Here is a 21,911-nt window from a genome sequence, read left to right as displayed (position 1 = left end):
TTACTGAACGAAACGATATGGCTGAACTGACAGGAGTGCAGAAGCAGTACATCCTTCACTGGGGCGAAATGGGAACGCGGTGGGGGATCAACCGAACCGTGGCGCAGATCCATGCGTTATTGTATTTGTCTCCGAAGGCGCTGCCTGCGGAGGAGATTGCGGAGACGCTAAGCGTGGCGCGTTCGAATGTGAGCACGTCGATCCGGGAGTTGGAGACGTGGGGGATTGTGCGCGCGGTGCATGTGCTGGGCGACCGGCGGGAACATTATGAGTCGATGAAGGATGTTTGGGAGATGTTCCGGCTGGTGATCGAACAGCGGAAGCGGAGGGAGATCGATCCGACGCGGGAGATTTTGCGGACGTGCCTGGCGAATCTGGATCCCAAAGAGGCGGGAGCGGAATATACGCGGGAGCGGCTGACGGCGATGGCGGGATTTTTCGAAGCGGTGACAGAGCTGTACGACCAGATGAAGCGGCTGCCGACGGGGACGGTGAGGAAGCTTTTGCGTATGGGGGCGAAGGTTAAGAAGAAGGCCGGGTGACGTTTTCGGGCGCCTGATTCTGTTCGCACAGAATTCCCTGACTTAATAGTCATGGGTCCGGACCTTGCGAAGACAAACTGCTTAACCAAAATAGTTACTTTCGGTGAGATAACATCGTTTCAGAGTTAGTTTTCAGACGGAGGTGGGGCGGTAACCTGTACACTAGCTGAAACAATCAGGAAAATTCCGGCGGGCAATCCGGGGCGGGCGACGATGACGCAGGAAAAGACGCAACTCCAACCCGGTGAATCGAATTTGTCGCGGAAGACCATCCCGGCTGCGCAAGACTCCGAACCGGAATCTTCATCTCCGACGCCGTTATCTTCATCGGTATTGTCATCATCTTCTTCATCTTCGAATTCTTCTTCTGCGAGTCCGAACCCAGCCGGGTCCTCCGGCCCTTTTTCCGCGGAATTTCCCAATGAGAGGGTGATCGACGAGAGTGCGATCAATAAGGAATTGCGTCGGCTGAATCGCGCGCTGCGGGCACTCAGTGCGTGCAATCAGGGGTTGGCGCAGGCGGGAAGCGAACAGGAATTGTTGCAGCATATTTGCGACATTATTGTGCGACTCGGTGGGTATCGAATGGCTGGTATCGCGTACGCGGAGCAGGACGAAGAGAAGCGGGTGCGACCGATGGCGCATGCGGGACACGGCAGCGGATATCTTGAAGACATTCAGTTGCGTTGGTCGGATACACCAGCGGGGCGCGGACCGGCGGGGACAGCGATCCGGGAGAATCGGATTTGTGTGATCGCGGACACGGCGAACGATCCGATGTTTAGACCCTGGCGCGATGCCGCGGTGCAGCGGGGATACGCGTCGGTAATCGCGCTGCCCTTGCGGGTGGCTGGATCGGCTTTCGGTGTGCTGGCGATTTATTCGCAGCAGGTGGGATCGTTCGAAAGCTCGGAGGTGGAACTGCTGACCGAGATGGCGAACAATCTGGCCTATGGGATTACGGCGATTCGTTCGCAGGAGGAAGGAAGGCGAGCGACTGCGGCACTGCAAGAGGCGGAGGCGAAATACCGGCAACTGGTAGAGCAAGTGCCGGCGATTTCCTATGTGGCGGAGACTGGGGCGCACGGCGCATTTCGCTATCTCAGCCCGCAAGTGAAAACAATTCTGGGATATGGTCCGAAGGAGTGTCTGGCGGATCCGCATTTCTGGTGGAACCATCTGAATCCGGAGGACCATGCCACCGCGCTGCTGGAAGACACCTGGTCGGAAGGGCGGCCCTTCCAGGTGGAATACCGTCTGCGCGCGCAGGATGGGCGCGAAGTGTGGTTACGGGACGAAGCCGTGATTGTACGCGATCCGATGACGGGACAGCGGCTGACGCGCGGAATGTTGATCGACATAACCGAGCGCAAGCGGGCTGAAGATGCGCTGCGAGAGAGTGAAGAGCGTTATCGGACTTTTGTGACGCAGAGCTCGGAAGGAATCTTCCGTATGGAATACGTTCCGCCGGTTCCATGCCATTTGTCAGTCGACCAACAGCTGGAATGGGGGTTGAAGAATGGGTTTCTGGCGGAGTGCAATGAGGCCATGGCGAAAATGTACGGGCGGGCGACCGCGCAAGAATTGATCGGCAAGCCCCTCACCGATTTCCTGGTGCTGCGTGACCCGATGACGCAGCAGTTTATGGAGAATTTTGTGCGGGCGGGCTACCGGATTACCGACCAGGAATCGCGCGAGATGGACGCGCAGGGCCAGAAAAAGATCTTTCGCAACACGATGATGGGTACGGTGATCGATGGACACTGGGTCCGCACCTGGGGCATTGCGCGAGATGTAACCGAGCGCATGCAACTGGAAGAGCAACTCAGGAATGCGCAACAGATGGAAGCGATTGGACGGCTGGCGGGCGGAGTGGCGCATGACTTCAACAACATTTTGAGCATCATTATGGGGCACGGCGAGTTGCTGCTGGCGGCGGTGGGAGCGAACGAATATGCGCGCAATGGGTTGGAGCAGATCCGGCGGGCGGCGGAGCGGGCGGCGTCTTTGACCCAGCAGTTGTTGGCCTTCAGCCGGAAGCAGGTGTTGCAGCCGAAAGTTTTAGACTTGAATGAAGCGGTGGCGGATGTGCAAAAAATGTTGGCGCGGGTGATTGGGGAAGACATTGAGTTGATCGCGAGCCTGCATCCGTCGCTCGCGACGGTGAAGGCGGATCCGGGACAGATTGAACAGGTGTTGATGAATCTGGCGATCAATGCCCGCGATGCAATGCCGCAAGGCGGCAAGCTGCTGATGGAAACTTTGAATGTAGATGCGGGTACAGAATTGGCGCGCGATCTGGATCTGACACCGGGACCGTACGCCATGTTGAAGGTGACGGATACCGGACACGGGATGGAGGCGGCGACACTCGCGCATGTGTTCGAGCCTTTCTTTACTACGAAGCCCATGGGCAAGGGCACGGGACTTGGGTTGTCAACAGTGTATGGAATCGTGAAGCAGAGCGGAGGCAGCATCCAGGTGGAGAGCGGAGTCGGACTTGGTACATCATTTCGAATTTACTTGCCGGTCGCGGAGGGAGCGGCGGGCAAGCGACGGGAGACAGTCGTGGGGACGCGGGTTGAGGGTGGCATGGAGACGATTCTGATCACCGAGGATGAGCCCGACTTGCGCGACCTGGCGCGCATCTTTTTGGAAGGATATGGATACAAGGTGCTGGTGGCGGCGAGCGCGGAGCAAGCGATCGAAATAGCGGATTCTTTGAACGGCAGCATCGATCTGCTCCTGACCGACGTGATCATGCCGGGAATGAGCGGGCGGCAGTTGGCGGAGAGGATTCTGAGCAAGCGTCCGCAAACCAAAATTGTCTACATGACCGGGTATACCGACGATATGGTCGTGCAGCACAAAGTGCTGGAGCCGGGGGTGAATCTGCTGCAGAAACCTTTCGGCAAGGTCGACCTGGCGCTGAAGGTGCGGTCGACGCTGGATGGGAAGTAGAGAGAGAAGGTTTTAGTTCAAAAACCTTAACGCAAAGTTCGCTAAGAAAGGCCGCAAAGGACGCAAAGAATAATAAAGAGGAATAGAGAGCGCTGAGACAATAGCGGCGGGCGGTACGCGAGCTGCAATCGAAAAGGGAAACGGGCTTATGACGAAGATGGGGGAGAGCGACGGGATGGCTGATGATGCGGGCGCGGGCGGCAAAAAGATTTGGGTCACGCTGAAGGGGCTGCCGCTATCTATCAATTTGGAGTGGCCGTTTCATCCGTCGACGTCGGGGGCGGATTTTTTTGTGTTGCATGGGGATATTCGGCTGGAGGGCTCCGAGGGGCTGCATGCGCCGGTGGCGGTGAATCTTTCGCAGACGGTGCGTGAGGTGATGCCATCGCTGGAGCCGAAGGATGCGGAGGCTCCGGTGATCAACGCGCTGCGCAAGGAAGTGGACCGGCGGCAGATCGAGTTTGCGAAATCGGGGAAATTGCTGCCTGTGCCGTTTTCCAGCCGGCACTACGATTTCAAGCGACAGCAGTGGGTTTTCGGGAAAGCCACGGACGATCAGATGGCAGAGTTTATTGAAAAGAAAGTTTATTGGCAGACGAAGTTGAGTGGAGAGAAGCGGGTTTGGATTGGCGACCCGACGGAAGCGCAATATTTGCAGACAACCCCGGCGCATGTGGTGGAGATTGCGGCGCGGCTGGTGGCGGCGCAAGGTTTGCTGCGCATGGAGGGGGAATGGGTGGAGGCGACTTCAGCGCTGCTGAATCATGAAGAGCGATTCGAGAGTGCGCGGCGCGCGGCGATGGAGGAATTGGAGAAGAAGCACGCGTTTGAGCGCGGATAGGCAGTACCGAGTTGTGAGTTGCGAGTACCGAGCAAGTGTTCTCGTTCATCAAGCTTAGATCTCAGGCGTCCCATCGGGATGCCGTTTTCATCTTATATAAGGCCACCCAGCGTCGAAACGCCAAGCTATTTTCGGACATCTTCTCGAACGCTTCGCCTTCTCCCGATTTCCAGGACATCGAATCGGCTAATCACTGGACTTCCGAGAGAACAGTCCCCAGCAGAATTTGGGGGCGATCGCGTAGTTTACTTGCACCAAGACGATGGCGGCGATGCTCCAGTAGGTGTCGATGAAGCAGAGGGCAGCGCCGGCGGCGTAGAGGGATTGGGCGATCACGATGCGGCGGACTACGGCAGGGTGTATTTCTTTGGGGACATCGTCGGCGAGAAGTTGGGCGCGAGTGGCATAACTCCAGCTCCAGTAAAGAAAACTCCCGAGCAGCACGATGTTGAACCAATAGACCACCAGCGCAATGCGATAGTGGATGAACTCGGCGAGCAGCGACGTCGAGAATGGGGTGAGCGAGACGGCGCAGAGGAAGGCGATGTGAATCCATGCGAGGTTGCGGTCGGCGCGTGCAAAGTGGTTGAGTTGGGTTTGCTGACCGACCCAGAAGATGCCGATGGTCATCACGCTCATCAGAAAAATGACCAAGCGGGGTGAGAGCTCGATCAAAGCGTGCCAAAGATCGTGTTCGCTGTGAACGGCTTCTCGAGTGGGGACGCGCAGATCGAGCACGAGCAGGGTCATGGCGACGGCAAAGATGCCGTCGCTGAGGGCGGCGAGGCGCTCGACGCTTTGTCCGGCAACGCGGTTGTAGAGGGAGTGCATCGAAAGGAGTTTAACGAGGTCGGCTGGGTGCTGGCAAAAAGCAGGTCCCCTTCGACTTCGCTCAGGGCAGGTTCTCTGGTGCGCTCGCTTTTGCTCGATCCGGTCGGGATGACAGGAGCTCAGGGTACGACCAGACAGGGGGAACTTTGGGGGCGAATAGGGAGTGGGGCGAAATCTGCCGCATTGTTCTGTTGAGCGGTTCGTTGGCGGTGATGTCGGCCAGAGCCTTCGCGCAAGAGCAGACGGGGTCGCAACCGGGGCAGCCGGCTGCTCCTCCTTCGCAGCCCACCACGCAGCCTGTTCCTCAACCTGATTCGCAACCAAGCCCGCAAACTGAGCCTGGCGAGCCATCCAAGAAGGAACCGTCGCAAAATGAGCCTGCAAATACGGAGCCGCAGAAGTCACAATCGCAGGACGAAAAGAATAATGACAATGCGAATCCGGTGCAGGGGATGGCAAATAAAACGGTGGATGTGACCACGCAGGTGGCGGAAGCCACCAAGCAGTTGGGGAATCAGGCGCTGAACAAAGCGCGGGATTGGGAGAGTGGCTGGCTGACCGGAGTATACGTGGAAAAAGGGCGGCCGCTGGTGGCCGTGACGGAGCAACAGCGGCGGCAGATTTATCTGGAGCAGACGCTTACGAAGCCAGGAGCGTATATGAAGCGGATGTTCGCGGCCGGAATCGATCAGGCACGGGGCGCGCCGCAGCAGTGGGACGATGGCTGGGGCGGGTATGGCGAGCGGTTCGCATCGCGCGAAGGGCAGTTCATTGCGGCCAATAGTCTGGCGGCGCTGGGCAATGCAAAACTGAAATACGAACCACGCTACGATCAATGCCGCTGCGAGGGTTTCTGGCCCAGGACGCGGCATGCGATCCTGCGCAATTTTCTTACTTACAACGAAAGTGAACAAGAGCTGCGTCCGCAGTGGGGTTTGTATGGCGGATCGTTTGGCGGCGGATTGATTTCGACATCGTGGAAGCCGCATCCAAGAAATGGGTTTGCCGAAGGTGGCCGGGCGATGTTGGGGCAGGCTGGTTATGGCTCGCTGCTGAACTTCTTCATCGAGTTTTCTACCGACATCAACCGCAAGATCGGCGCACGAAAGAAGTAAGGCTTCTTCCCCGGTCGCATCGGGACTTCCCCCGATTTCAAAGTTAGTTGCTTCCCGATGGCTAAAAATCCGGAGTTTATGCGAAATAAGAGCGGGCAGGTTTGCGAGCTCACCAGGCTGGGGATCGCCCCCTCGGCTGTGGTGCGCTCCCTATCTGCCCATTTTGTTTAGGCGGGAGACGGTTTGCGGAAGATTTTCGCGAGCACCGTTCCCAGCGTGAGCAGTGACATCAGCGCAATAATTCCCAGAGAAATGACACAGTAAATGCACCACACGCCGAGAACGTGAGCTTCGATGTTCGCCAGGTAAAGAGAAAACCCAAGTCCGGCGAAAGTAGGGACCAGCAGAAGCCGGAAGGAACCCAGGAGTGCTAGCGCGGCCATAAGGATGTAGCCGGCGATGCCGACGGCGGCTACGGGAACGGGCCCGAGCATGGCGTAGGGGCTGTGATTGACGACGCCACAATCCCAGTGTTCGTTGATGCTACAGGGAGAGTCGCCGTATTCGCGATAGTGCTCGCGGAGAGCGAGAGACGAGACGATAGCGCCGCAGATGGCGAGGATGAGCAGTAGATATTTCATACAGTTTCCTTTTGGTTAGACGAACGCGGTAAGGCTCCATCGTTGTGCCGTCCCCCTTCGACTTCGCTCAGAACGGGCTCTCCGGGACTCGGTTCAAAATCGTGACGACAGCCCGGGCACTTCCGTGCCGGGCTTTCCCGTGCCGTCGCTTCGGGACTACGGCTTGGTCGCGGCGGATGCGTCTTTCATTAGATCAGAAACCTGCCAGTCGCTGCCGTGATACCACTTCACGATTTTGCCGTCGGGTGAGATGACGACGGTGCTGAGATTGTGGGTGATGAGGCCGCCTTCCGGTTTGACGGTTAGCGCGAAGAAGTCGGCGAGCTTGGGCAAGTCCGCGGATTTGGGAGCGGCGAATTCCCAGCGCGTGAAAAGCGCAGGATCGTGAGAGTGCGCGACCGAGAAAGCGTAGTCACGGAGAACCTTGGGCGTGTCGTGTCCGGGATCGAAGCTGATGCTTAATAGATGGAGGCCGCCGAGAGATGGATTGGTCTCGATCTGTTTGTAAATTTCGGCGAAGTTGCTGCTTATGCGCGGACAGAAATCGGGGAAGGGGCAGCGCGTGTAAATGAAGGTGAGCAGTAAGACTTGGCCGCGATATTGGTTGAGCGAATGTTTTTGTCCGCTCTGATTGGTGAAGGAAAAGTCCGGGACGCTTTCCCCTGGGGCGGGGATGTGCAATGTGCCGGCGGCTGCGGCGGGCGGGGATGAGGCGTGGGCGGTGACTTTGACGTTCTCAAGCCAGTAGTCGCCAACCGAGCCTTCGTTATTGGAGTCGGACTCGACGACCGCTTCGGCGGAAATAGAGTCGCCGGGCGAAAGCGCAATCTTCGAGGCGAGCCCAGGCTGCTTGATTTTGTAGGACATGGTCATGGCGTCCATGAAACCGGGGATGTTGTCGCCGGCAATAAGGGCGGTCGAGGTCTGGTAATCCATGGAGATGATGCGGCCAGTGAAGGGATAGCGCTTCGTGGCCGGGGTGTTGGTGCGATGGCAGGAAGAAATAAGGAATGTGCCGGCCAGAATTAGAGCCAGCGGGATGAGGCGGATATGAGTGTTCACGTTTTCACTTTAACTCGGAGGGGAGAGTTCTGCACGCTGCCGCCCTTCGCGGTGGCGCGACGGACGAATGCGTCCGTCGCTACGCGTTTTTTATCGAATGGAGTGGTCCGCTTAGAAATCCCACTGGAGCTTGAGGTTGCCCTCGAAGGGAACTACAACCTTCGCGGTGGTGGCGTTGTCGTTGCCGGGGCCTGCGATCTGGACTCCGGAGTTGACGTCGGCGGCGAGCTTTAAGCCCTTCATCAGATTAACGTCCATTTCAAGGCCGCCTTTGAGTACGGTGGACTGTTTCATTTTGTTGTCGTCGCTGGTCCACTGGCTGGAAACCTGGGCGAATGGGGCGAGCGTTCCCCACTGGCCGAACTTGAGCATGTCATCGGCCTGGAGTTGGAAGGTGCCTTGCACGGTCGGTTTGCCGGAATGGGCGGCGTCGAGAGGTTTGTCCCACTCGCCGGCGAGAGTCAGTTTCAGCTTGCCCTGGCCGATGACCACGGGAGTGGGAACAGTTATGTCGATCTCGGTTTTCTGGTCGACTTCGAGAGTGTCAGCTTTGACGGTAGCGCCGGTGCCAGACTTGCCGGTCCAGACTGGGCCGGATGCGCCGACGCCAGCGCTGCCCGTGATGTGGACCGTCCAGGGCTTGTCATCGTCATCGTCGTCCCCGGACTTCGAGGCGGCGGGCGCGGGCTTGGAGGGGCCGGAGGCGGAGTCGCCGATCTGTTTGGCGGAGGGGTTGCGGACTGGCCGTAGTTGCGAGGCAAGTTGAGATTTATACGCCGGCCCGGCTTACGCAGCAATAAGGAGCCGGTCAGCCGCATGCATGGAGGCAGGAGCATTCTGGTTCTCGGGCAGAGGCAGCCTGTGCTCTGTAGTCCCCATGCGGCCTGGAACTGGCTGAGCGCCAGTTCGGTATCGAGGTCCAACATTCCGCTCTCGGGCAACAAAGACCAGCGTGAGCCGTTGGATTTGATCCAGGGGTTTCCTCCGACGTTACCGCGGATGTAACAATTCAGCAGGCGTTGGGCGCGGTAAACCTCGAGAATGATTGTCGCCGCGCCGGAACAGGTGCATCTTCCGCGAATTCGGTTCGGCCATGGCGGTGAGCGAGGGGCCGGAGGGATAGGTCAGCGAAAAAGCCGGGGGCTGGGGAAAATCGAAAAAATCGAATAGATAAATGTCGTCCATGTGGACTCCTGAACCCTGGCGATTCTCCCCGCAGCCGAGGAGCGAACGGGACTACCGATTAGCAGGGTTTCGTGCGCGACATGGGAGAACGGGCTGATTTTACACCTGCGTGCAAGGTCCTGCTCTGAATAGTGCGGGAGGCGGCGGGAACGTTTCAGGGCGGCGGGAGATTGGCTCGGCGGACCGAAATTCGGTCCGCCGAGGCTGCCTTATACGGCTAGTAAACGTTGGAAGAAGGAACGATAACGCTGTAGGGCGATGCGAAGGTCTTCGGTCGAGACATCGCCTTTATCCCACTGCTGCTCGAGCTTGGAACGTTCTTCGGCGAACACTTCCGCCAGACGTTTCATCGCGGAAGCGACGAGGCCGTCTGCCTCTTCGACAGCGCGGCGAGGTTCGTCGACGAAAGCAGTCTGAACGGTGCTCCAGCGCGTCCGCAGTTGCTCTAGTTCGTTGTTGGCGAAGAGCGGGGTGGGGGCGGACGCATCACCATTTATTGTGTTGTTCGTTTCGGCGGAGATTTCGTTACGAGCGTCGTCACGAATATCGATGCCACGATCGTTATCCGGAATGTCCATCTTCCGAATGCCAGTTCGGACGTTCTTGGGAGAGTTCTCGACGTCCGGTGCAATCTCGTTGGCGGGGCGTCGGCTGAGAACTGGCCTTGGGGCATCGTCGTCAGACTGTTTACCATGGGCCAGATCGCCTGTGGTTATTTCTTCGTCAAACTCCGGTTCTTCCTTCCGCAATGGCACGCTCATGCTCGTGCCTCCTTTCGTTCGGGATATGCATCTCCGAGCAATTCTTCAAACAGAGAGCGATAGTGGACCATCGCTTTCCGCAAGTCTTCGGTGTTAGCCTGGCCACGGCTGTGGCGCAGGGCGATGCTATGGGCGGCGCGATAGTTTTCGACGACCACGGGGTGGTCGACGGAAATGTCGGCGGCGCGCTGCTCGAAGTCGGCCATGGGATATCCGCGAGTTTCCATTAATTGATTGACGAGTTGATCGGCGTCGGAAACCGAGCCCCTGGGGTCGTCGACGAATTTCGACTGTACCAGCCGCCAGCGCTCCGCAAAATCGGCGCGAGTTTCTCCGGAGAGCGGGCGGAGAGAAAATTTCTCGCGGCGTTTGGCGCGAATCTCGAGCACACCTTCCGCGCGGCGGACTTCGCCTTCTTTCTTGAGCACCCGGTCGTACTCCGGGCCGAATTTCTCCCGAAGCCGCTGACTGCGATGCTTTTTCGACAGGAAATAGCTGATGACGCCGACGACGGCCACTGCCGCGATTACGCCAATTATGATTGCTAGTTGATGCTGGTCCATGCGCCTCCCTGGTGATGAAATTTTAATTGCGTGTTGGATTCGGGTGCGGGAGGAGGGGTTGTGCCGAAATGCTTTCACTGGCGGCTGAAAATCCTGGACCGCAAAGAGCGCTAAGAAATGCCGCAAAGCACGCAAAGAAGACCCTATTCGTCCCTCAGCAAATTAGCGGATTTCGCCGGATGAAATTACGGGATTCTTAATAATGAAAGCGGTAGCGGAGTTCCAGGTAAATTTCGCGAGGGTTGTTCCAGTGGAATCCGCCGAAGGTTAGGCTGTTATCGAACTCGACGCGGCGGTTGGCCACGTTCAGGGCGGTCAGCGAAGCGGAGAAATTTTCGCCGAAATCTTTTCCCAGAGTAAGGTCGAAAGTAGTGTGCTGGGGCAGGTAATTTCCCGGATAGGGTTGACCGGGAAAGGCATTGCTGAAACCGGAGCCGTAGTAAACATTCGTGGAGATGTAGGTACGCCGGGGCAAGGTGTAATCACCGCCGACGTTGAGCGTATTGCGCTGATCATGATCGAGTGGGCTTAGGCCGGGAGAGAGCTGAAAGTCGGTCAACCCACCGGTGATGGTGCCGCTGCCTTCGGCAATCTGGTTCGAGTAGGCGAGATGCAGCTGACCACGGTGAGCGAATCGCGGTGAGCGCAGCGTGAGTTCCCAACCGCGAATTACAGCCTGCGATACAGTCAAAGGGAAAAAGATGCTGGAGGCGCCGATATTGTTGTGGTCGAGAAAATTCTGGACGTTGGTTTTGAAATTGTCGGCGTCGAGCACCCATCCGCGGTAGGGGATGGTGACGCCGAATTGATGTTCTTCATCGCGCTCGCCGTGGAGCGTGGCAAATCCCAGGCCCTGCTGGCCGGTGTAGTCGATGAGAGCGGGGCCGGAAACGGTTTCGATGGGCGGCGCTTGATAGTAGTGGCCGTAGAAGGCGCGAAAAGTCCAGCGCAGGCGGGGAATGGTGACGGTTGCGCCGAAGCGCGGGCTGATGGCGGATTCGGAGACGGGCGGCGCGGCGGCGGTGGTAGGAAAGTTTCCTTCGGAAAATCGAGTCGGGCGCATGCCAGCCGACAGACTTAGCCAGGAGAACGGTTGAAACTTATCGTCGATGTAGAAGGCTTCGAGGTTGGCGGTGGGGTGCTCGACATCGGTAAAGGGTAGGTTGCCGCTGCCGTCGTTGAACATCGCGCCGAAGATCTGGCTGTCTTGCTGGTAGAAGGCGAGGAATCCGGTCTGGAGGTTGTTTTTCTTGTAGTTGGCGGCGAAGCTGGCCTGCGCCCCAGCATAACCGGAGCTGCGGTTCTCGGTGGTGGCGACCGGAGTGTCGGTCGGAAGGCTGTTGTAGTCGCCGCTGTTGTAGTGGTAGAAGGGCGACACCGTCGTCATGAGATGGGAATTAAAAGTATGCAACCAGGTGAACAATGCGCCGGCGTCAATTTCACGCTGGCTATCGCGCAAGCCGATGCTGGGATATTGCGGCGTGAAGTCATTGCCCGGGATTGATCCGTTTTCGAGGTCGTTGGGATTGGGGTCGTAAGGAATCTGGAAATAATCGCGGCGGGCCGAAGTCATGAGGCGTAGCTGGTTCGAGGGATCGACGTTGAAGATGAATGAACCGAATCCGCCGACGCCGTTCACGGCGTCGTGTACCACTTGCGGGACGGGGGTTTGCAGGCCAAGATTGCTGCGGTTGCCATTGACGCTGGCGTAGTAGGCGAAGCGCTCGGTATGGCTGCCGAAGCTGAGGGCGGCATTGGACTGGTAGAAGTTGCCGGCGCTGAGGACGAGTTCGGCCTGATTGTTACGTTCGAAACCAGTGCGGGGAACGACGTTGAAAACGCCGTAGGTGCGGTCGCCGAATTCGGCGCCATAACTGCCGCGATTCACTTCTACATATTCCAAGTCCTTGGGATCGAATTGGGGGCCGACGTTCTGCGCGATGGCGGTGTTGATGACGGGCACCCCGTCGAGCAGCCACTGGGTTTGGTGACCGCCGCGCATGTGCAGCATGTCGTGAGTGACGTAGGAACCGGGAACGTAATCGGTGATCATGGCCAGGCTGTTGGATCGGTCGGCGCCGGGCGTGCGCTCGATATCGGTGCGATCGACCAGCGTGATGGGCGTGGCGGAATCGGTGGCGACCACGTCGGTTGCGGCGGAGACCGTGACCTTCGTATTTTCCGCGGCAACCTTTAGCTGGAAGTGGACGACCGGGACGGTGCCCGAAATAATGGTGACTTGTTGCGCGACCTGTTCGAAGCCGGGCTCGGCTACGGTGACGGAGTAATCCCCGAGGGGGATGGCGTTGAATTGAAATTCGCCGCTGGCGTCGGTGGTCGCGGTTTTTCCCCAGTCCGAGTATTTTGCCTTCAGCATGACCATGGCACCCTGGATGGGACGGTGCTGGGGGTCATGAACGACGCCGCGGAGGGAGCCGAAAACGTTGGCGATGGCGGACAGGGTTAGGGCAAGGCAGGCTGCGAATACGGCGAGGCGGATCGAACGCATAGAGTCTCCTGCGAATAATGGGTGCTTACCGCTAAAACCCAGCCGGGCTGCGGCCGGCGACCGGGTCAGTGAGCCCCGGTCCCACGCGTGCACATTCCCGATCAGCACATCACACAGGAGCGCCCCGCGAAGGCGTGCTGCTGCGTGCAGAGGGTTTATGTCAGGGATTGAGTGTCAGGCGATGGTCGAGCACGGCGGGGCGCGGGTGGCATTCGAAGAGAAGAGTCTGGCAGAAGGGATTTCGACGCTCGGTTCGGATACGCTCGTGTCTACGTATGGCGCGAAATATGAGATCGACGACGAATGCAGGTGAGCTGACTGCTTTGTGGTTGCCGGGCGGTAGGAGCGCTGATTACAGCAAGCGGTGCTGTGGATACCGCGCTGATCGAATGTCGAGTCGTGGCACTGATGGAGCCCTTTGCGGAGGCAGCAGGCGTGCGGGGGAACAGCGCTTACCGCTAGCGCGAGCGGAACGAAGGTTCCGCCGAGAGCGAAGAGCAGCAGAAGTCTGGCGGTCAGGCGCTGCATGGTGTTATGCGAATCCGTACTGCAACGTGGGGCAAGCATAGAACAGAATCGCGGATCGGCGCAAGCGGAAGGGCCTGTATCCTCCCAAAATTCCCGCCCTTCGACAGGCTCAGGACAAGCTTTTTCGCGCAAAGGGGGCGCGAGGAATGGGGCTCCCGGCTTGTCTCTAAAATCTTCTCGATTCGATGCACGTACTCAGAACGGTAACAGATTTTGGGCTGGTTACTTCAGCAGGACGTAGGCGCCGCCGTTGGTGAAAGCGATGAGCAAATTTATAAGTACGAAGATTAGATCATAGTGCCAGCCGGAGGACTTTTCTCCCCAGAATCCGGTGTGCCAGGCGAAAATTTTCTTCTGGATGGCTCCCAGCATAATCAGGATCAGGCCGGCGGCTGCGAGTTGCGTCAGGACGCCGGCGGCCACGCCGAGGGCTCCTGCGACCTCGGCGATCCCGAGGAAGATGGTGAAGCCTTTCGACATCCCAATGCTCTTGGCGCGGGCTTCGGGATCTTTGAGGTGGCTATAGCCGCTGCTGGCGAACACCAGGCCAACCATGAGGCGAAGGAGAAGAAGGCCGAGATCGGTGAAGCGGGCGAGTTGGGGAAACATATATGCCCTCCGAAGGCCGCTTGCAAGCCGCGGACAGGAGTGTCCGCGCCACACTTCTTAGTCTTACTTTGTACTACTTCTCAAGCGCGACCGCGGATTTTGGCCCACCACCAGCGGACCCCGACGAATAGGAATCGCCAATCGCTAAAGAATTCCGGGGCCTTGCCTTCGAAGGCGTGGCCGATGAATTGGAGAATCCAGCCGATCACGAACAGCGCCAGCGCGTAGAACCACAAGCGATGGAAGAAAAATCCGACGACGAAAATTGCGATCGAAACCAGAATTGTCGGGATGCCGAGGGTGTGGCAGACGCGGTTGATCGGGTGCTGGTGGCTGGTGGAGTATTGAGCGATCCACTGCTCGCTGGTGCGGTTGCCTAGCATTCCGGAAAGATCATACACCGCTCGGAGCATGAAGGAACTGATTGTCAACAAATCTGGGGTGTGGAGTTCGCGCGCGTCTCCGCGCGCGGCATAGAGGTCAAAATCCCCACCTTCGACAAGCTCAGGGCAGGCTTTCTCGCGCAAAAGTACGCGCGAGAAATGGGGCGCCGGTGAACGCGCTATCCAGCTGCACTTGGGGACGGACGAATGCGTCCGTCGCTACGTGGGCGGTTGAGGCTTCCGCGGCCTGCGTGGTAGCATCCTAGGTTTTGGCAGGGGATGCTGGGTGGGCTGTGCCTGCACTTATTTTCCTCGCGGCCGTTTCCTTCCCACGCCTGCCTGAAGGAGCCCAACTTGAAAGTCTATTCGGGAGCAAACATCAGGAATGTCGCAATGGTGGGACATGGCCACGCGGGCAAAACCTCGCTCGTGGCGGCCATGCTGTATACGGCGGGAGCAACTCAGCGGCTAGGGCGCGTGGACGATGGATCGGCTACAACCGACTACGACGAGGAAGAGATCGCGCGGAAGATGTCCATTTCGATCGGTGCGGCGGTGGTCGAGTGGGGCAATACGAAGATCAATATCCTCGACACGCCGGGCTTCAGCATGTTCGTGCACGAGGCCAAGATGGTGCTGCCGGTGGTGGACGCGGCGATCGTGGTGGTCGACGGCGTGGCAGGAGTGGAAGTGGTGACGCAGCGCGTTTGGAATTATTGCGAGGAATACAAGACGCCCCGGCTGATCGTGGTGAACCGCATGGATCGCGATCGGGCGAATGCTGAGCGTGTGCTGGAATCGCTCACCAATGCATTTGGCCGCGACGTGATTCCGATTGAACTGCCGATTGGCAGCGAGAAGAGTTTGAGCGGCGTGGTCGACCTTGTCCGCATGAAGGCCTATACCTACGAGTTGGGCGGGAATGGCAAGGGGAAAGAGACGGAGATACCAGCGAACATGCGGGCGCAGGTTCAGGAAGCGCACGAAATGCTGGTGGAGTTGGTGGCCGAAGGCGACGACAAGTTGATGGAGAAATTCTTCGACGCCGGAACTTTGGGCGAGGAAGACCTGGTGCCGGCGCTGCACAATGCGATCCGCGAAGACCGAATTTTCCCTGTGATTTTTAGTTCCGGCCTGGGCAACTTAGGGGCCGACCGGGTGATGGATTTTATTGTCGACTACACGCCTGCGCCTTCCGAGCATGAGTGGGTACAGGGCGAGGCCGGCGGGAACGGCGACGCGCCCAAGCGGCATGAGTCGGATGAAGAGCCGGTGTCGTTGTATGTGTTCAAGACGGTTTCCGATGCGTTCGCAGGCCGCATTTCGTACTTCAAAGTATTTTCCGGAGTACTGAAGAACGATGCCACGCTGATGAACTATAGCCGCGGCGGGCAGGAGAAGTTCGCGCACATTTCCAGCATGCAGGGCAAGATGGCGATTCCGGTGAACGAGTTGCACGCGGGGGATATTGGCGCGGTCGCGAAATTGAAGGACACACTGACCGGCGATACGCTTGGCGATAAGGCGGCACCGATTCAGTATCCGAGGGTGAAGCTGCCGGAGCCGGCGATCACTTTTGCGATTGAGCCCAAGAGCCGGGCGGATGAAGATAAGTTGGGGCCGGGGCTGCACCGGCAGATGGAAGAGGATGCCATGCTGCGGTTCTTCCGCGATCCGCAGACGCAGGAGTTTTTGATTGCGGGGACCGGGCAGCAGCACATTGAAGTCGTGGTGGCGAAACTGAAGAAGCGCTATCACACCGAAGTGGTGCTGAAGGCGCCGAAGGTGCCGTATCGCGAAACGATTCGCGGTAAGGCCGACGTTCAGGGGCGGCATAAGAAGCAGACTGGCGGGCACGGGCAGTATGGCGATTGCAAGATCAAGATGGAGCCGCTGCCGCGGGGCGGGCAATTTGAATTTGTGAACGATATTTTTGGCGGGGCGATTCCGAAGAACTATATTCCGGCGATTGAAAAAGGAATTAAGGATGCCGCGGCGCGCGGACATCTGGCGGGGTATCCGGTGGTCGATTTTCGCGTGATTCTGTATGACGGCTCGTATCACGACGTGGATTCGAACGACATGTCATTTCAGATGGCGGGGCGCATCGCGTTTCGCAAGGCGATGGAGACGGCAAAGCCGACACTGCTGGAACCGGTGATGGCAGTCGAAATAACCGTGCCGGACGATTTTGCCGGATCGATCATGGGCGATCTGAACAGCAGGCGCGGACGCATTCAGGGCATGGATAATAAAGGCGGCAATACAGTGGTGAAGGCCGAGGTGCCAATGTCGGAGATGCTGACCTACGGCGTGGAACTGACCTCGATGACGCAGGGCCGCGGCAGCTTCAACATGGAAATGCATCACTATGATGTGGTGCCGGGGCAGTTGCAGGAAAAGATCATTGAGAAGGCGAAAGCGGAGCGGGGTGAGGTGAAGGAAGAGGAAGAGTAGCACCGGTCGGCTATAGGGGCTTGAACCCTCCATCCCCTAGATCGATTGACATCCCCGTCTGACTTTCTTTCGCCACGCTCCTACCATTTCGTATGAGCAACCTGAATTCGTATCGCCGTGTAACCGGCGTCCCTTTCTCGTGTGTATTCCCTAGATGGACGAGAAATACCCTGCGGACGGCCTCTTCAAGATTTTCCGGCAACCCCTTTTGACATGGTGGCACGCGCGAACGACTTCGAGGCTTTTTCCCGACGCCGCGAAGCCCCCACCAAAAGGGAAATAGCCAGTTCCATCACTTACAGCCAGTATTACGTTGACACCGCTCTTCCGCAGAGCCCGGATGTTGTCGTCGGTGACTTTTTCAGGCGCGACTCCCGTGACCGGGGCGTGCACCGATTCAGGCCAGTTTCGATGAATAATATCTACCATCTGCTGCCTCGTCCACGCGCCATGTTCGAGGACATTTATGCAATAAACAGTTGCGTCGGTAACTCGTGCGAAGAGCAGAGGTTCTTCGCGACCCGGAAGACGGCTACGGTTCACGAAACCATCTGGATCGAGCGAGGTTCCCAAATGAAGGTGCTGAATGTCCCAATCGTTCAGGAGCGGATCGTCCGTGTCTGCGGCTAACAAGTTTCGGCTCTGATGAGGCCTCAGATCTTCCCCGGTGGCGGCCTTTCTCAGGACCTCACTCTAAACCGGTCTGAAATGCAGGAGGGCAGAGAAATTCCCTCGAGAGTAGGATTGCGCGCGGCCGCGCACTGATTCGACGCTTGGCGACGTTGAAATACTTGATGCATATCTGTTCGGGGGTTTCGGACACATCGAGGAAATAGCCTGCGCTCATCAGGCGCTCCCGCGCCTGCTGCGTGGCATCGGTAAAGAAATCCATGCAAATGGTCGTGCTGAGGTCCTCTCCGCTCATACTCACTCTCGCGATTATAAGAGTTCCTTGGTTGTGCCGAAAGTCAGGCGGTTTTCAGTCCCACAGCCTTGGCCAACTTCAACTGCCGCTCGTCGAAAGTCCAAAAGCGATCGGCTTTGAGCTCGAGAGCGCAGGCCACGTGGAGAGTATCGAGAGTTCGGATGCCGAGTTTGGGACCGTAGCGGCTACCCAGATCGGCGCAGAGATCAAAGGCAAGATCGGGCACGGCCGCTTCTCGCCATGGGCCGGTTTTCATGTCCTGCTCAAAAATCCTGTGCAGCTCTGCGGCCTTGAGTTCTGTGATGACACTCCGAAATACGTGTTGAGCGATCGCGTGGAACCACTCGGCTCGATGAAGCGGAGTCAGAAAACACTCGGTCAAGTTCAGCAGTAGATCATCAGCGACTCTGGAGTGGCCGTCCTTCAGGTAGAGCGACGCCAAAAAGCTGGTGTCGGCGTAAGTCGTCAATACCGTCCCCGATCTTCGAGGATGATGTTCGGGAAAACTCGATCGCCAAACATGGCTTTGCGACGCGCTGCGAAATCCGGCCACTCCACCGGCTTCTTTGGAGTCTCATTTTCCGGCACGATTCTTGCGACGAGTTTGTCGCGGTCGCGGAGTTCGACAGTCTTTCCAGCGCGGAGCCACGCTTTCAGGCGGCGGGTATCGCGGAGTTGACGCATATTTACCGAGGGCATAAAGACAATGTGACACATCATGTGTCACATGTCAAGAGAGCGATTGCCTTGAGAGGACAGCCGAGGCGGCTGTCGCCACGTGAGTCGTGGTACCATCCGGCGAAGACAGCGTTTGCCGAAAGAATATCGACGCGGAGGTCCGAAAATGAAGTTCCTGTTAATTCTTATCTGCGTTTTCTTCGCCACGGCGTTGTCTGCCGGCGTGGCCGACACGCAAACTTTTTCCACCTCGGCCGGTCCGGTGAAGATTACTCCGATCTATCACGCCAGCACTCTAATTGAGGCGGGAGGAAAGACGATTTATCTCGATCCGGCGAAGCCAGCGAAGGTGTCAGGGCTGCCGAAAGCGGATCTCGTTATAATTACCCACATCCACGCAGACCACATGGACCCCGAATTGATTAAGGAAGTCAGCAAGGCCGGCACGGAGATTCTGGCGCCGCCGTCTGTGGTCGCAACCGTCACCACCGCAAAGCCGATTTCGAATGGAGAAACCAAGCAGTGGGAGGGGTGGACGATTGAGGCAGTGCCGGCCTACAACCTGAAGCGCGGGCCATCTCCGGGACAACTCTTTCATCCCCGGGGGCGCGACAATGGCTACGTTCTGACTTATGGCGGCAAGCGCTTTTATTTCTCGGCCGACACGGAAAACATTCCGGAGATGCGCGCGCTGAAGAATATCGATGTGGCGTTCGTGTGCATGAATCTGCCTTACACGATGCCTCCCGAAGAGGCGGCGGACGCGGTGAAGGCGTTCCATCCGAGGATTGTGATTCCGTATCACTATCGGGGATCGGATCTGGCGGTGTTCAAGAAAGGGTTGGAAGGGACTGGGATTGAGGTGCGGCTGCTGGAGTGGTACCCGAAATAGAGACGCGTCCTCGATATGTCACTTTTGAATCGGGATATCGGTGAGACTGAAGTCAGCTCCTTTCGCCAATAGTGGTTCGCCAGAAACCTTGGCGAGAGCGTAAGAGAAACAGTCGCCGAAATTCAGTGAAGCCGGATGCCGGCCCTTACCGTATTTGCGCCAAGCCGAGCGAGCCAAGTCGGCTTGTTCGGCGTCTACGGGCACGACTTGTAGATTTGCGCGAACCACCCAAAGATCAAATTCACGACCGGCGGCTTCGCCTTGTCTGGCTTCGATGACGATTCCGGCTTCGAGCATAGTAGCGGCAGAGATCAGCCGGCTACCGCTAGCGGCGATGATATCGAGAAATGTTCGGCGCTCTGGTTCGGCAAAGAAGATGGCTGCGAGAGCTGAGGTATCTATCACCATTCTTTCAAGTCAGCGCGGAAGCCCGTGCTCGTCGTAGCCAAGGATTTCATCTGCGCGGCGAGAGTCCAAGATAGGCAACCGGTCTACGCGATGAAGGATTTCCTCCAGCTGCCCCACCAGGATTTGATGGCGGCGCTGCTGCTTCAGCCGCTCAAGGCGCTCTTCGAGGGACTTTTGAATGGCCGCCGTTAAGGATTCTCCGGTCTTAGCTGCCACCTCGCGCGCCAAGCGTTCTGTCTCCACACTCTTGATACTAAGTGCCATAGTATAGCGATTATACCATTACTGCATTTACTATATAAGTATATTTACGCTCGGAAAATCTCCTCCACCGGCCTCCGGAAAATTTTGGCGATCTTGAAGGCCAGGGGCAGGCTGGGATCATACTTCTCCGTTTCGATGGCGTTGACGGTTTGGCGCGAGACGCCGAGTTTGCCGGCGAGGTCGGCCTGGGTCCAGCTGAGCTGGCCTCGGAGATCGCGCACCGAGTTTTTCACCGGTACCTCCGTGAGGCCACGCAACCGCCGATTCCCCAGAGGAAGATAAGCAGTGGGGGCACCCAGATTATGTCGGCGGGCGGAAGGCCGGCGTTTTGCAGCAATGCCCAGGTAAGGGTGAGCAGGCAGGTGGCGAGAAAACTGAAAGCCAAGCCTTCAAACTGGATACGGCGTTGGAGCTCGTCGAGCCCGCGAAAATACCGGATTGCAGCCCACATCGCGAAGCCCGACGGAACGACCGGGGTGATGGCGATCAGATAGCGTAGCGGGGAGTGGCCGTGCTGCTTGAGCACCCATACCGAGATCAGGGTGACTACAGCATAGGCGGCCATCGCGGGAAGGAATTCTTTGAGGTAACGCTTGTGGTTGGCGTCCATTGTGTTCTCCGTGTCAAGCATGCTTGACAGTGGAGAATGTAAAGCACACTTGACATTTGTGTCAAGGGAAATTTGCGAGGCCACGCGCCCAGGACGATTGCGTGGGTTCGCATTTCGTTCTACCATCCGAAACAGTGGATACTGCGAAGAATAATCCCAATCTGGACGCGAACCGCGAGCGGCTGGTTTCGGCGGCGCCGGTCGAGGACGATTCGTCGTTTGAATTAAAGCTGCGGCCGCAGCGGCTGGCGGAGTTCATAGGGCAAAAGAAAGTCAAAGAAAATCTGGCGGTGGCGATCGAGGCTGCGCGCTCGCGGCGCGAGGCCATGGACCACGTGCTGCTTTACGGGCCTCCGGGATTGGGCAAGACGACGCTGGCAAATATTATTGCCAACGAACTCGGTGTGCATTTTCAGCCGACGGCGGCGCCGCTGCTGCAGATTAAGGGCGATCTGACGGCGATCATTACCAACATGCAGGACAAGCAGGTGCTGTTCATCGACGAAATTCATCGCCTGCAACCGGTGCTGGAAGAATTGCTTTATTCGGCGCTCGAAGATTACAAGCTCGACATCATTATTGGGCAGGGGCCGTCGGCGCGGACGCACACTCTGGAGGTGAAGCCGTTTACGTTTGTAGGCGCTACCACGCGCGCGGGGCTGATTTCTGCGCCGCTGCGGGCGCGCTTCGGAATTGTGCTGCGACTGGAATTTTATACGCCGGAAGATTTGCAGATTATTGTGGAGCGATCGGCGGAGATTCTGGGAGTTGCGGTCGACGATGCGGGCGCGAAAGAAATAGCCGGGCGATCGCGCGGAACGCCGAGAATTGCGAACCGGCTTTTGCGCCGGGTGCGCGATTATGCACAAGTCCGCGGCGGGGGCAAGATTGATGAGCCTACCGCGAAGGCCGCGCTCGAAATGCTGGAAGTGGACCAGTATGGTTTCGATGAAGTGGACCGGCGGCTGCTGCGGACGATCATCGAAAAATATCAAGGCGGGCCGGTGGGAGTGAATACGCTGGCGGCGGTGCTGGCGGAGGAACCGGACGCGATTGAAGAAATCTATGAACCTTTTTTGATGCAGATTGGATTTTTGAACCGCACTCCCCGCGGGCGGGTCGCGACCCAGTTGGCCTATGAGTATTTCAAGATCGTGCCAACGCGGAGGCAGGCTTCGCTGTTCTAAGATGAGACGAGCGTGCCCG

The 21,911-nt window shown here is 57.9% G+C and carries 28 protein-coding genes; 10 read left to right on the top strand and 18 right to left on the bottom strand.

From position 1 onward, the window contains the following. The first annotated feature begins 17 nt into the window (after positions 1-17). Positions 18-542: a MarR family transcriptional regulator gene (locus VGM18_13700; GenBank protein HEY3974056.1), complete on the top strand. Its 525-nt coding sequence runs from the start codon at positions 18-20 to the stop codon at positions 540-542. A gap of 125 nt (positions 543-667) precedes the next feature. On the opposite strand, the gene VGM18_13695 is transcribed toward VGM18_13700, so the two are convergent. Beyond that, positions 668-964: a hypothetical protein gene (locus VGM18_13695; protein ID HEY3974055.1), complete on the bottom strand. Its 297-nt coding sequence runs from the start codon at positions 962-964 to the stop codon at positions 668-670. Between the two features lie 7 nt (positions 965-971). Between VGM18_13695 and VGM18_13690 the strand changes: the two genes are divergently transcribed. Continuing rightward, entirely contained in the window at positions 972-3,503 is a 2,532-nt protein-coding gene (locus tag VGM18_13690) for a PAS domain S-box protein (GenBank protein HEY3974054.1), read from the top strand. 148 nt (positions 3,504-3,651) lie between these two features. Continuing rightward, entirely contained in the window at positions 3,652-4,344 is a 693-nt protein-coding gene (locus VGM18_13685) for a hypothetical protein (protein ID HEY3974053.1), read from the top strand. 186 nt (positions 4,345-4,530) lie between these two features. Here VGM18_13685 and VGM18_13680 read toward each other — a convergent pair whose 3' ends face one another. Next, the gene (locus VGM18_13680; protein ID HEY3974052.1) at positions 4,531-5,175 is read right to left on the bottom strand and encodes a TMEM175 family protein; all 645 of its coding nucleotides are present in this window, start codon (positions 5,173-5,175) and stop codon (positions 4,531-4,533) included. A gap of 146 nt (positions 5,176-5,321) precedes the next feature. On the opposite strand from VGM18_13680, the gene VGM18_13675 reads away from it, so the two are divergent. Next, positions 5,322-6,290 carry a hypothetical protein gene (locus VGM18_13675; protein HEY3974051.1) on the top strand — a complete coding sequence of 323 codons (969 nt, stop codon included), beginning with the start codon at positions 5,322-5,324 and terminating at the stop codon, positions 6,288-6,290. 167 nt (positions 6,291-6,457) lie between these two features. Here the strand turns inward: VGM18_13675 and VGM18_13670 are convergent, their stop codons facing one another. From VGM18_13670 to VGM18_13660, 3 genes are all read right to left on the bottom strand, one after another. After that, positions 6,458-6,871, bottom strand: coding sequence for a vitamin K epoxide reductase family protein (locus VGM18_13670; GenBank protein ID HEY3974050.1), 414 nt, complete (start codon positions 6,869-6,871; stop codon positions 6,458-6,460). A 156-nt stretch (positions 6,872-7,027) separates the two neighbouring features. Next, positions 7,028-7,933 (bottom strand): SCO family protein, encoded by a 906-nt coding sequence (locus VGM18_13665; GenBank protein HEY3974049.1) that lies wholly within the window; start codon positions 7,931-7,933, stop codon positions 7,028-7,030. Between the two features lie 111 nt (positions 7,934-8,044). Then, the gene (locus VGM18_13660; protein ID HEY3974048.1) at positions 8,045-8,338 is read right to left on the bottom strand and encodes a hypothetical protein; all 294 of its coding nucleotides are present in this window, start codon (positions 8,336-8,338) and stop codon (positions 8,045-8,047) included. Between VGM18_13660 and VGM18_13655 the strand changes: the two genes are divergently transcribed. After that, positions 8,333-8,683: a hypothetical protein gene (locus VGM18_13655; protein ID HEY3974047.1), complete on the top strand. Its 351-nt coding sequence runs from the start codon at positions 8,333-8,335 to the stop codon at positions 8,681-8,683. The genes VGM18_13660 and VGM18_13655 overlap by 6 nt on opposite strands. A 240-nt stretch (positions 8,684-8,923) precedes the next feature. On the opposite strand, the gene VGM18_13650 is transcribed toward VGM18_13655, so the two are convergent. From VGM18_13650 to VGM18_13635, 4 genes are all read right to left on the bottom strand, one after another. Then, positions 8,924-9,118, bottom strand: coding sequence for a hypothetical protein (locus VGM18_13650; protein ID HEY3974046.1), 195 nt, complete (start codon positions 9,116-9,118; stop codon positions 8,924-8,926). Between the two features lie 209 nt (positions 9,119-9,327). Further along, positions 9,328-9,879: a hypothetical protein gene (locus VGM18_13645; GenBank protein HEY3974045.1), complete on the bottom strand. Its 552-nt coding sequence runs from the start codon at positions 9,877-9,879 to the stop codon at positions 9,328-9,330. Further along, positions 9,876-10,442, bottom strand: coding sequence for a hypothetical protein (locus VGM18_13640; GenBank protein HEY3974044.1), 567 nt, complete (start codon positions 10,440-10,442; stop codon positions 9,876-9,878). Before VGM18_13640 ends, VGM18_13645 begins: the two co-directional genes overlap by 4 nt. A gap of 196 nt (positions 10,443-10,638) precedes the next feature. Next, complete coding sequence (locus VGM18_13635) at positions 10,639-12,951, bottom strand: TonB-dependent receptor (GenBank protein HEY3974043.1); 2,313 nt, start codon at positions 12,949-12,951, stop codon at positions 10,639-10,641. A 157-nt stretch (positions 12,952-13,108) separates the two neighbouring features. Between VGM18_13635 and VGM18_13630 the strand changes: the two genes are divergently transcribed. Next, positions 13,109-13,264 carry a hypothetical protein gene (locus tag VGM18_13630; GenBank protein HEY3974042.1) on the top strand — a complete coding sequence of 52 codons (156 nt, stop codon included), beginning with the start codon at positions 13,109-13,111 and terminating at the stop codon, positions 13,262-13,264. A gap of 437 nt (positions 13,265-13,701) precedes the next feature. Here the strand turns inward: VGM18_13630 and VGM18_13625 are convergent, their stop codons facing one another. Beyond that, the gene (locus VGM18_13625) at positions 13,702-14,088 is read right to left on the bottom strand and encodes a DoxX family protein (protein ID HEY3974041.1); all 387 of its coding nucleotides are present in this window, start codon (positions 14,086-14,088) and stop codon (positions 13,702-13,704) included. A gap of 80 nt (positions 14,089-14,168) precedes the next feature. Beyond that, positions 14,169-14,501, bottom strand: a complete 333-nt coding sequence (locus VGM18_13620) for a DUF962 domain-containing protein (protein ID HEY3974040.1) — start codon at positions 14,499-14,501, stop codon at positions 14,169-14,171. A 324-nt stretch (positions 14,502-14,825) separates the two neighbouring features. Between VGM18_13620 and fusA the strand changes: the two genes are divergently transcribed. Then, the gene (fusA, locus tag VGM18_13615; GenBank protein ID HEY3974039.1) at positions 14,826-16,928 is read left to right on the top strand and encodes an elongation factor G; all 2,103 of its coding nucleotides are present in this window, start codon (positions 14,826-14,828) and stop codon (positions 16,926-16,928) included. 213 nt (positions 16,929-17,141) lie between these two features. Beyond that, the gene (locus VGM18_13610) at positions 17,142-17,558 is read left to right on the top strand and encodes a hypothetical protein (protein ID HEY3974038.1); all 417 of its coding nucleotides are present in this window, start codon (positions 17,142-17,144) and stop codon (positions 17,556-17,558) included. A gap of 58 nt (positions 17,559-17,616) precedes the next feature. Here the strand turns inward: VGM18_13610 and VGM18_13605 are convergent, their stop codons facing one another. The 3 genes from VGM18_13605 to VGM18_13595 are packed head-to-tail and all read right to left on the bottom strand — an operon-like array spanning position 17,617 to position 18,552. Beyond that, complete coding sequence (locus VGM18_13605; GenBank protein ID HEY3974037.1) at positions 17,617-17,853, bottom strand: hypothetical protein; 237 nt, start codon at positions 17,851-17,853, stop codon at positions 17,617-17,619. 43 nt (positions 17,854-17,896) lie between these two features. Further along, the gene (locus VGM18_13600) at positions 17,897-18,322 is read right to left on the bottom strand and encodes a type II toxin-antitoxin system VapC family toxin (protein HEY3974036.1); all 426 of its coding nucleotides are present in this window, start codon (positions 18,320-18,322) and stop codon (positions 17,897-17,899) included. Further along, the gene (locus VGM18_13595; protein ID HEY3974035.1) at positions 18,319-18,552 is read right to left on the bottom strand and encodes a hypothetical protein; all 234 of its coding nucleotides are present in this window, start codon (positions 18,550-18,552) and stop codon (positions 18,319-18,321) included. The genes VGM18_13600 and VGM18_13595 overlap by 4 nt, the downstream gene beginning before the upstream one ends. A gap of 145 nt (positions 18,553-18,697) precedes the next feature. Here VGM18_13595 and VGM18_13590 point away from each other — a divergent pair, with 145 nt between their 5' ends. Next, positions 18,698-19,423, top strand: coding sequence for an MBL fold metallo-hydrolase (locus VGM18_13590; GenBank protein HEY3974034.1), 726 nt, complete (start codon positions 18,698-18,700; stop codon positions 19,421-19,423). A gap of 18 nt (positions 19,424-19,441) precedes the next feature. On the opposite strand, the gene VGM18_13585 is transcribed toward VGM18_13590, so the two are convergent. The 4 genes from VGM18_13585 to VGM18_13570 are packed head-to-tail and all read right to left on the bottom strand — an operon-like array spanning position 19,442 to position 20,705. Then, positions 19,442-19,831 (bottom strand): type II toxin-antitoxin system VapC family toxin, encoded by a 390-nt coding sequence (locus VGM18_13585; GenBank protein ID HEY3974033.1) that lies wholly within the window; start codon positions 19,829-19,831, stop codon positions 19,442-19,444. 9 nt (positions 19,832-19,840) lie between these two features. After that, complete coding sequence (locus VGM18_13580; protein ID HEY3974032.1) at positions 19,841-20,095, bottom strand: type II toxin-antitoxin system VapB family antitoxin; 255 nt, start codon at positions 20,093-20,095, stop codon at positions 19,841-19,843. A gap of 44 nt (positions 20,096-20,139) precedes the next feature. Continuing rightward, a complete protein-coding gene (locus VGM18_13575; protein ID HEY3974031.1) occupies positions 20,140-20,328 on the bottom strand; it encodes a helix-turn-helix transcriptional regulator in 189 nt (62 codons plus the stop codon). After that, positions 20,325-20,705 carry a hypothetical protein gene (locus VGM18_13570; GenBank protein HEY3974030.1) on the bottom strand — a complete coding sequence of 127 codons (381 nt, stop codon included), beginning with the start codon at positions 20,703-20,705 and terminating at the stop codon, positions 20,325-20,327. Before VGM18_13570 ends, VGM18_13575 begins: the two co-directional genes overlap by 4 nt. A gap of 134 nt (positions 20,706-20,839) precedes the next feature. Here VGM18_13570 and ruvB point away from each other — a divergent pair, with 134 nt between their 5' ends. Beyond that, positions 20,840-21,892, top strand: coding sequence for a Holliday junction branch migration DNA helicase RuvB (gene ruvB, locus VGM18_13565; GenBank protein ID HEY3974029.1), 1,053 nt, complete (start codon positions 20,840-20,842; stop codon positions 21,890-21,892). Positions 21,893-21,911 lie beyond the last annotated feature (19 nt).

The sequence above is a fragment of the Candidatus Sulfotelmatobacter sp. genome, from assembly GCA_036500765.1.
Taxonomy (GTDB): Bacteria; Acidobacteriota; Terriglobia; order Terriglobales; family Acidobacteriaceae; genus Sulfotelmatobacter.
This window is presented reverse-complemented; position numbering and strand designations above follow the sequence as displayed.

Coding starts and splice junctions, on each gene's coding strand:
- VGM18_13640 (HEY3974044.1), bottom strand. CDS start 10,442: ATGGACCAGCATCAACTAGCAATCATAATTGGCGTAATCGCGGCAGTG.
- VGM18_13590 (HEY3974034.1), top strand. CDS start 18,698: ATGAAGTTCCTGTTAATTCTTATCTGCGTTTTCTTCGCCACGGCGTTG.
- VGM18_13605 (HEY3974037.1), bottom strand. CDS start 17,853: ATGAGCGGAGAGGACCTCAGCACGACCATTTGCATGGATTTCTTTACC.
- VGM18_13670 (HEY3974050.1), bottom strand. CDS start 6,871: ATGAAATATCTACTGCTCATCCTCGCCATCTGCGGCGCTATCGTCTCG.
- VGM18_13570 (HEY3974030.1), bottom strand. CDS start 20,705: ATGGACGCCAACCACAAGCGTTACCTCAAAGAATTCCTTCCCGCGATG.
- VGM18_13610 (HEY3974038.1), top strand. CDS start 17,142: ATGGTGGCACGCGCGAACGACTTCGAGGCTTTTTCCCGACGCCGCGAA.
- VGM18_13580 (HEY3974032.1), bottom strand. CDS start 20,095: ATGGCACTTAGTATCAAGAGTGTGGAGACAGAACGCTTGGCGCGCGAG.
- VGM18_13595 (HEY3974035.1), bottom strand. CDS start 18,552: ATGCCCTCGGTAAATATGCGTCAACTCCGCGATACCCGCCGCCTGAAA.
- VGM18_13645 (HEY3974045.1), bottom strand. CDS start 9,879: ATGAGCGTGCCATTGCGGAAGGAAGAACCGGAGTTTGACGAAGAAATA.
- VGM18_13685 (HEY3974053.1), top strand. CDS start 3,652: ATGACGAAGATGGGGGAGAGCGACGGGATGGCTGATGATGCGGGCGCG.
- VGM18_13635 (HEY3974043.1), bottom strand. CDS start 12,951: ATGCGTTCGATCCGCCTCGCCGTATTCGCAGCCTGCCTTGCCCTAACC.
- VGM18_13680 (HEY3974052.1), bottom strand. CDS start 5,175: ATGCACTCCCTCTACAACCGCGTTGCCGGACAAAGCGTCGAGCGCCTC.
- VGM18_13650 (HEY3974046.1), bottom strand. CDS start 9,118: ATGGACGACATTTATCTATTCGATTTTTTCGATTTTCCCCAGCCCCCG.
- VGM18_13700 (HEY3974056.1), top strand. CDS start 18: ATGGCTGAACTGACAGGAGTGCAGAAGCAGTACATCCTTCACTGGGGC.
- VGM18_13585 (HEY3974033.1), bottom strand. CDS start 19,831: ATGGTGATAGATACCTCAGCTCTCGCAGCCATCTTCTTTGCCGAACCA.
- VGM18_13630 (HEY3974042.1), top strand. CDS start 13,109: ATGTCAGGGATTGAGTGTCAGGCGATGGTCGAGCACGGCGGGGCGCGG.
- VGM18_13625 (HEY3974041.1), bottom strand. CDS start 14,088: ATGTTTCCCCAACTCGCCCGCTTCACCGATCTCGGCCTTCTTCTCCTT.
- VGM18_13620 (HEY3974040.1), bottom strand. CDS start 14,501: ATGCTCCGAGCGGTGTATGATCTTTCCGGAATGCTAGGCAACCGCACC.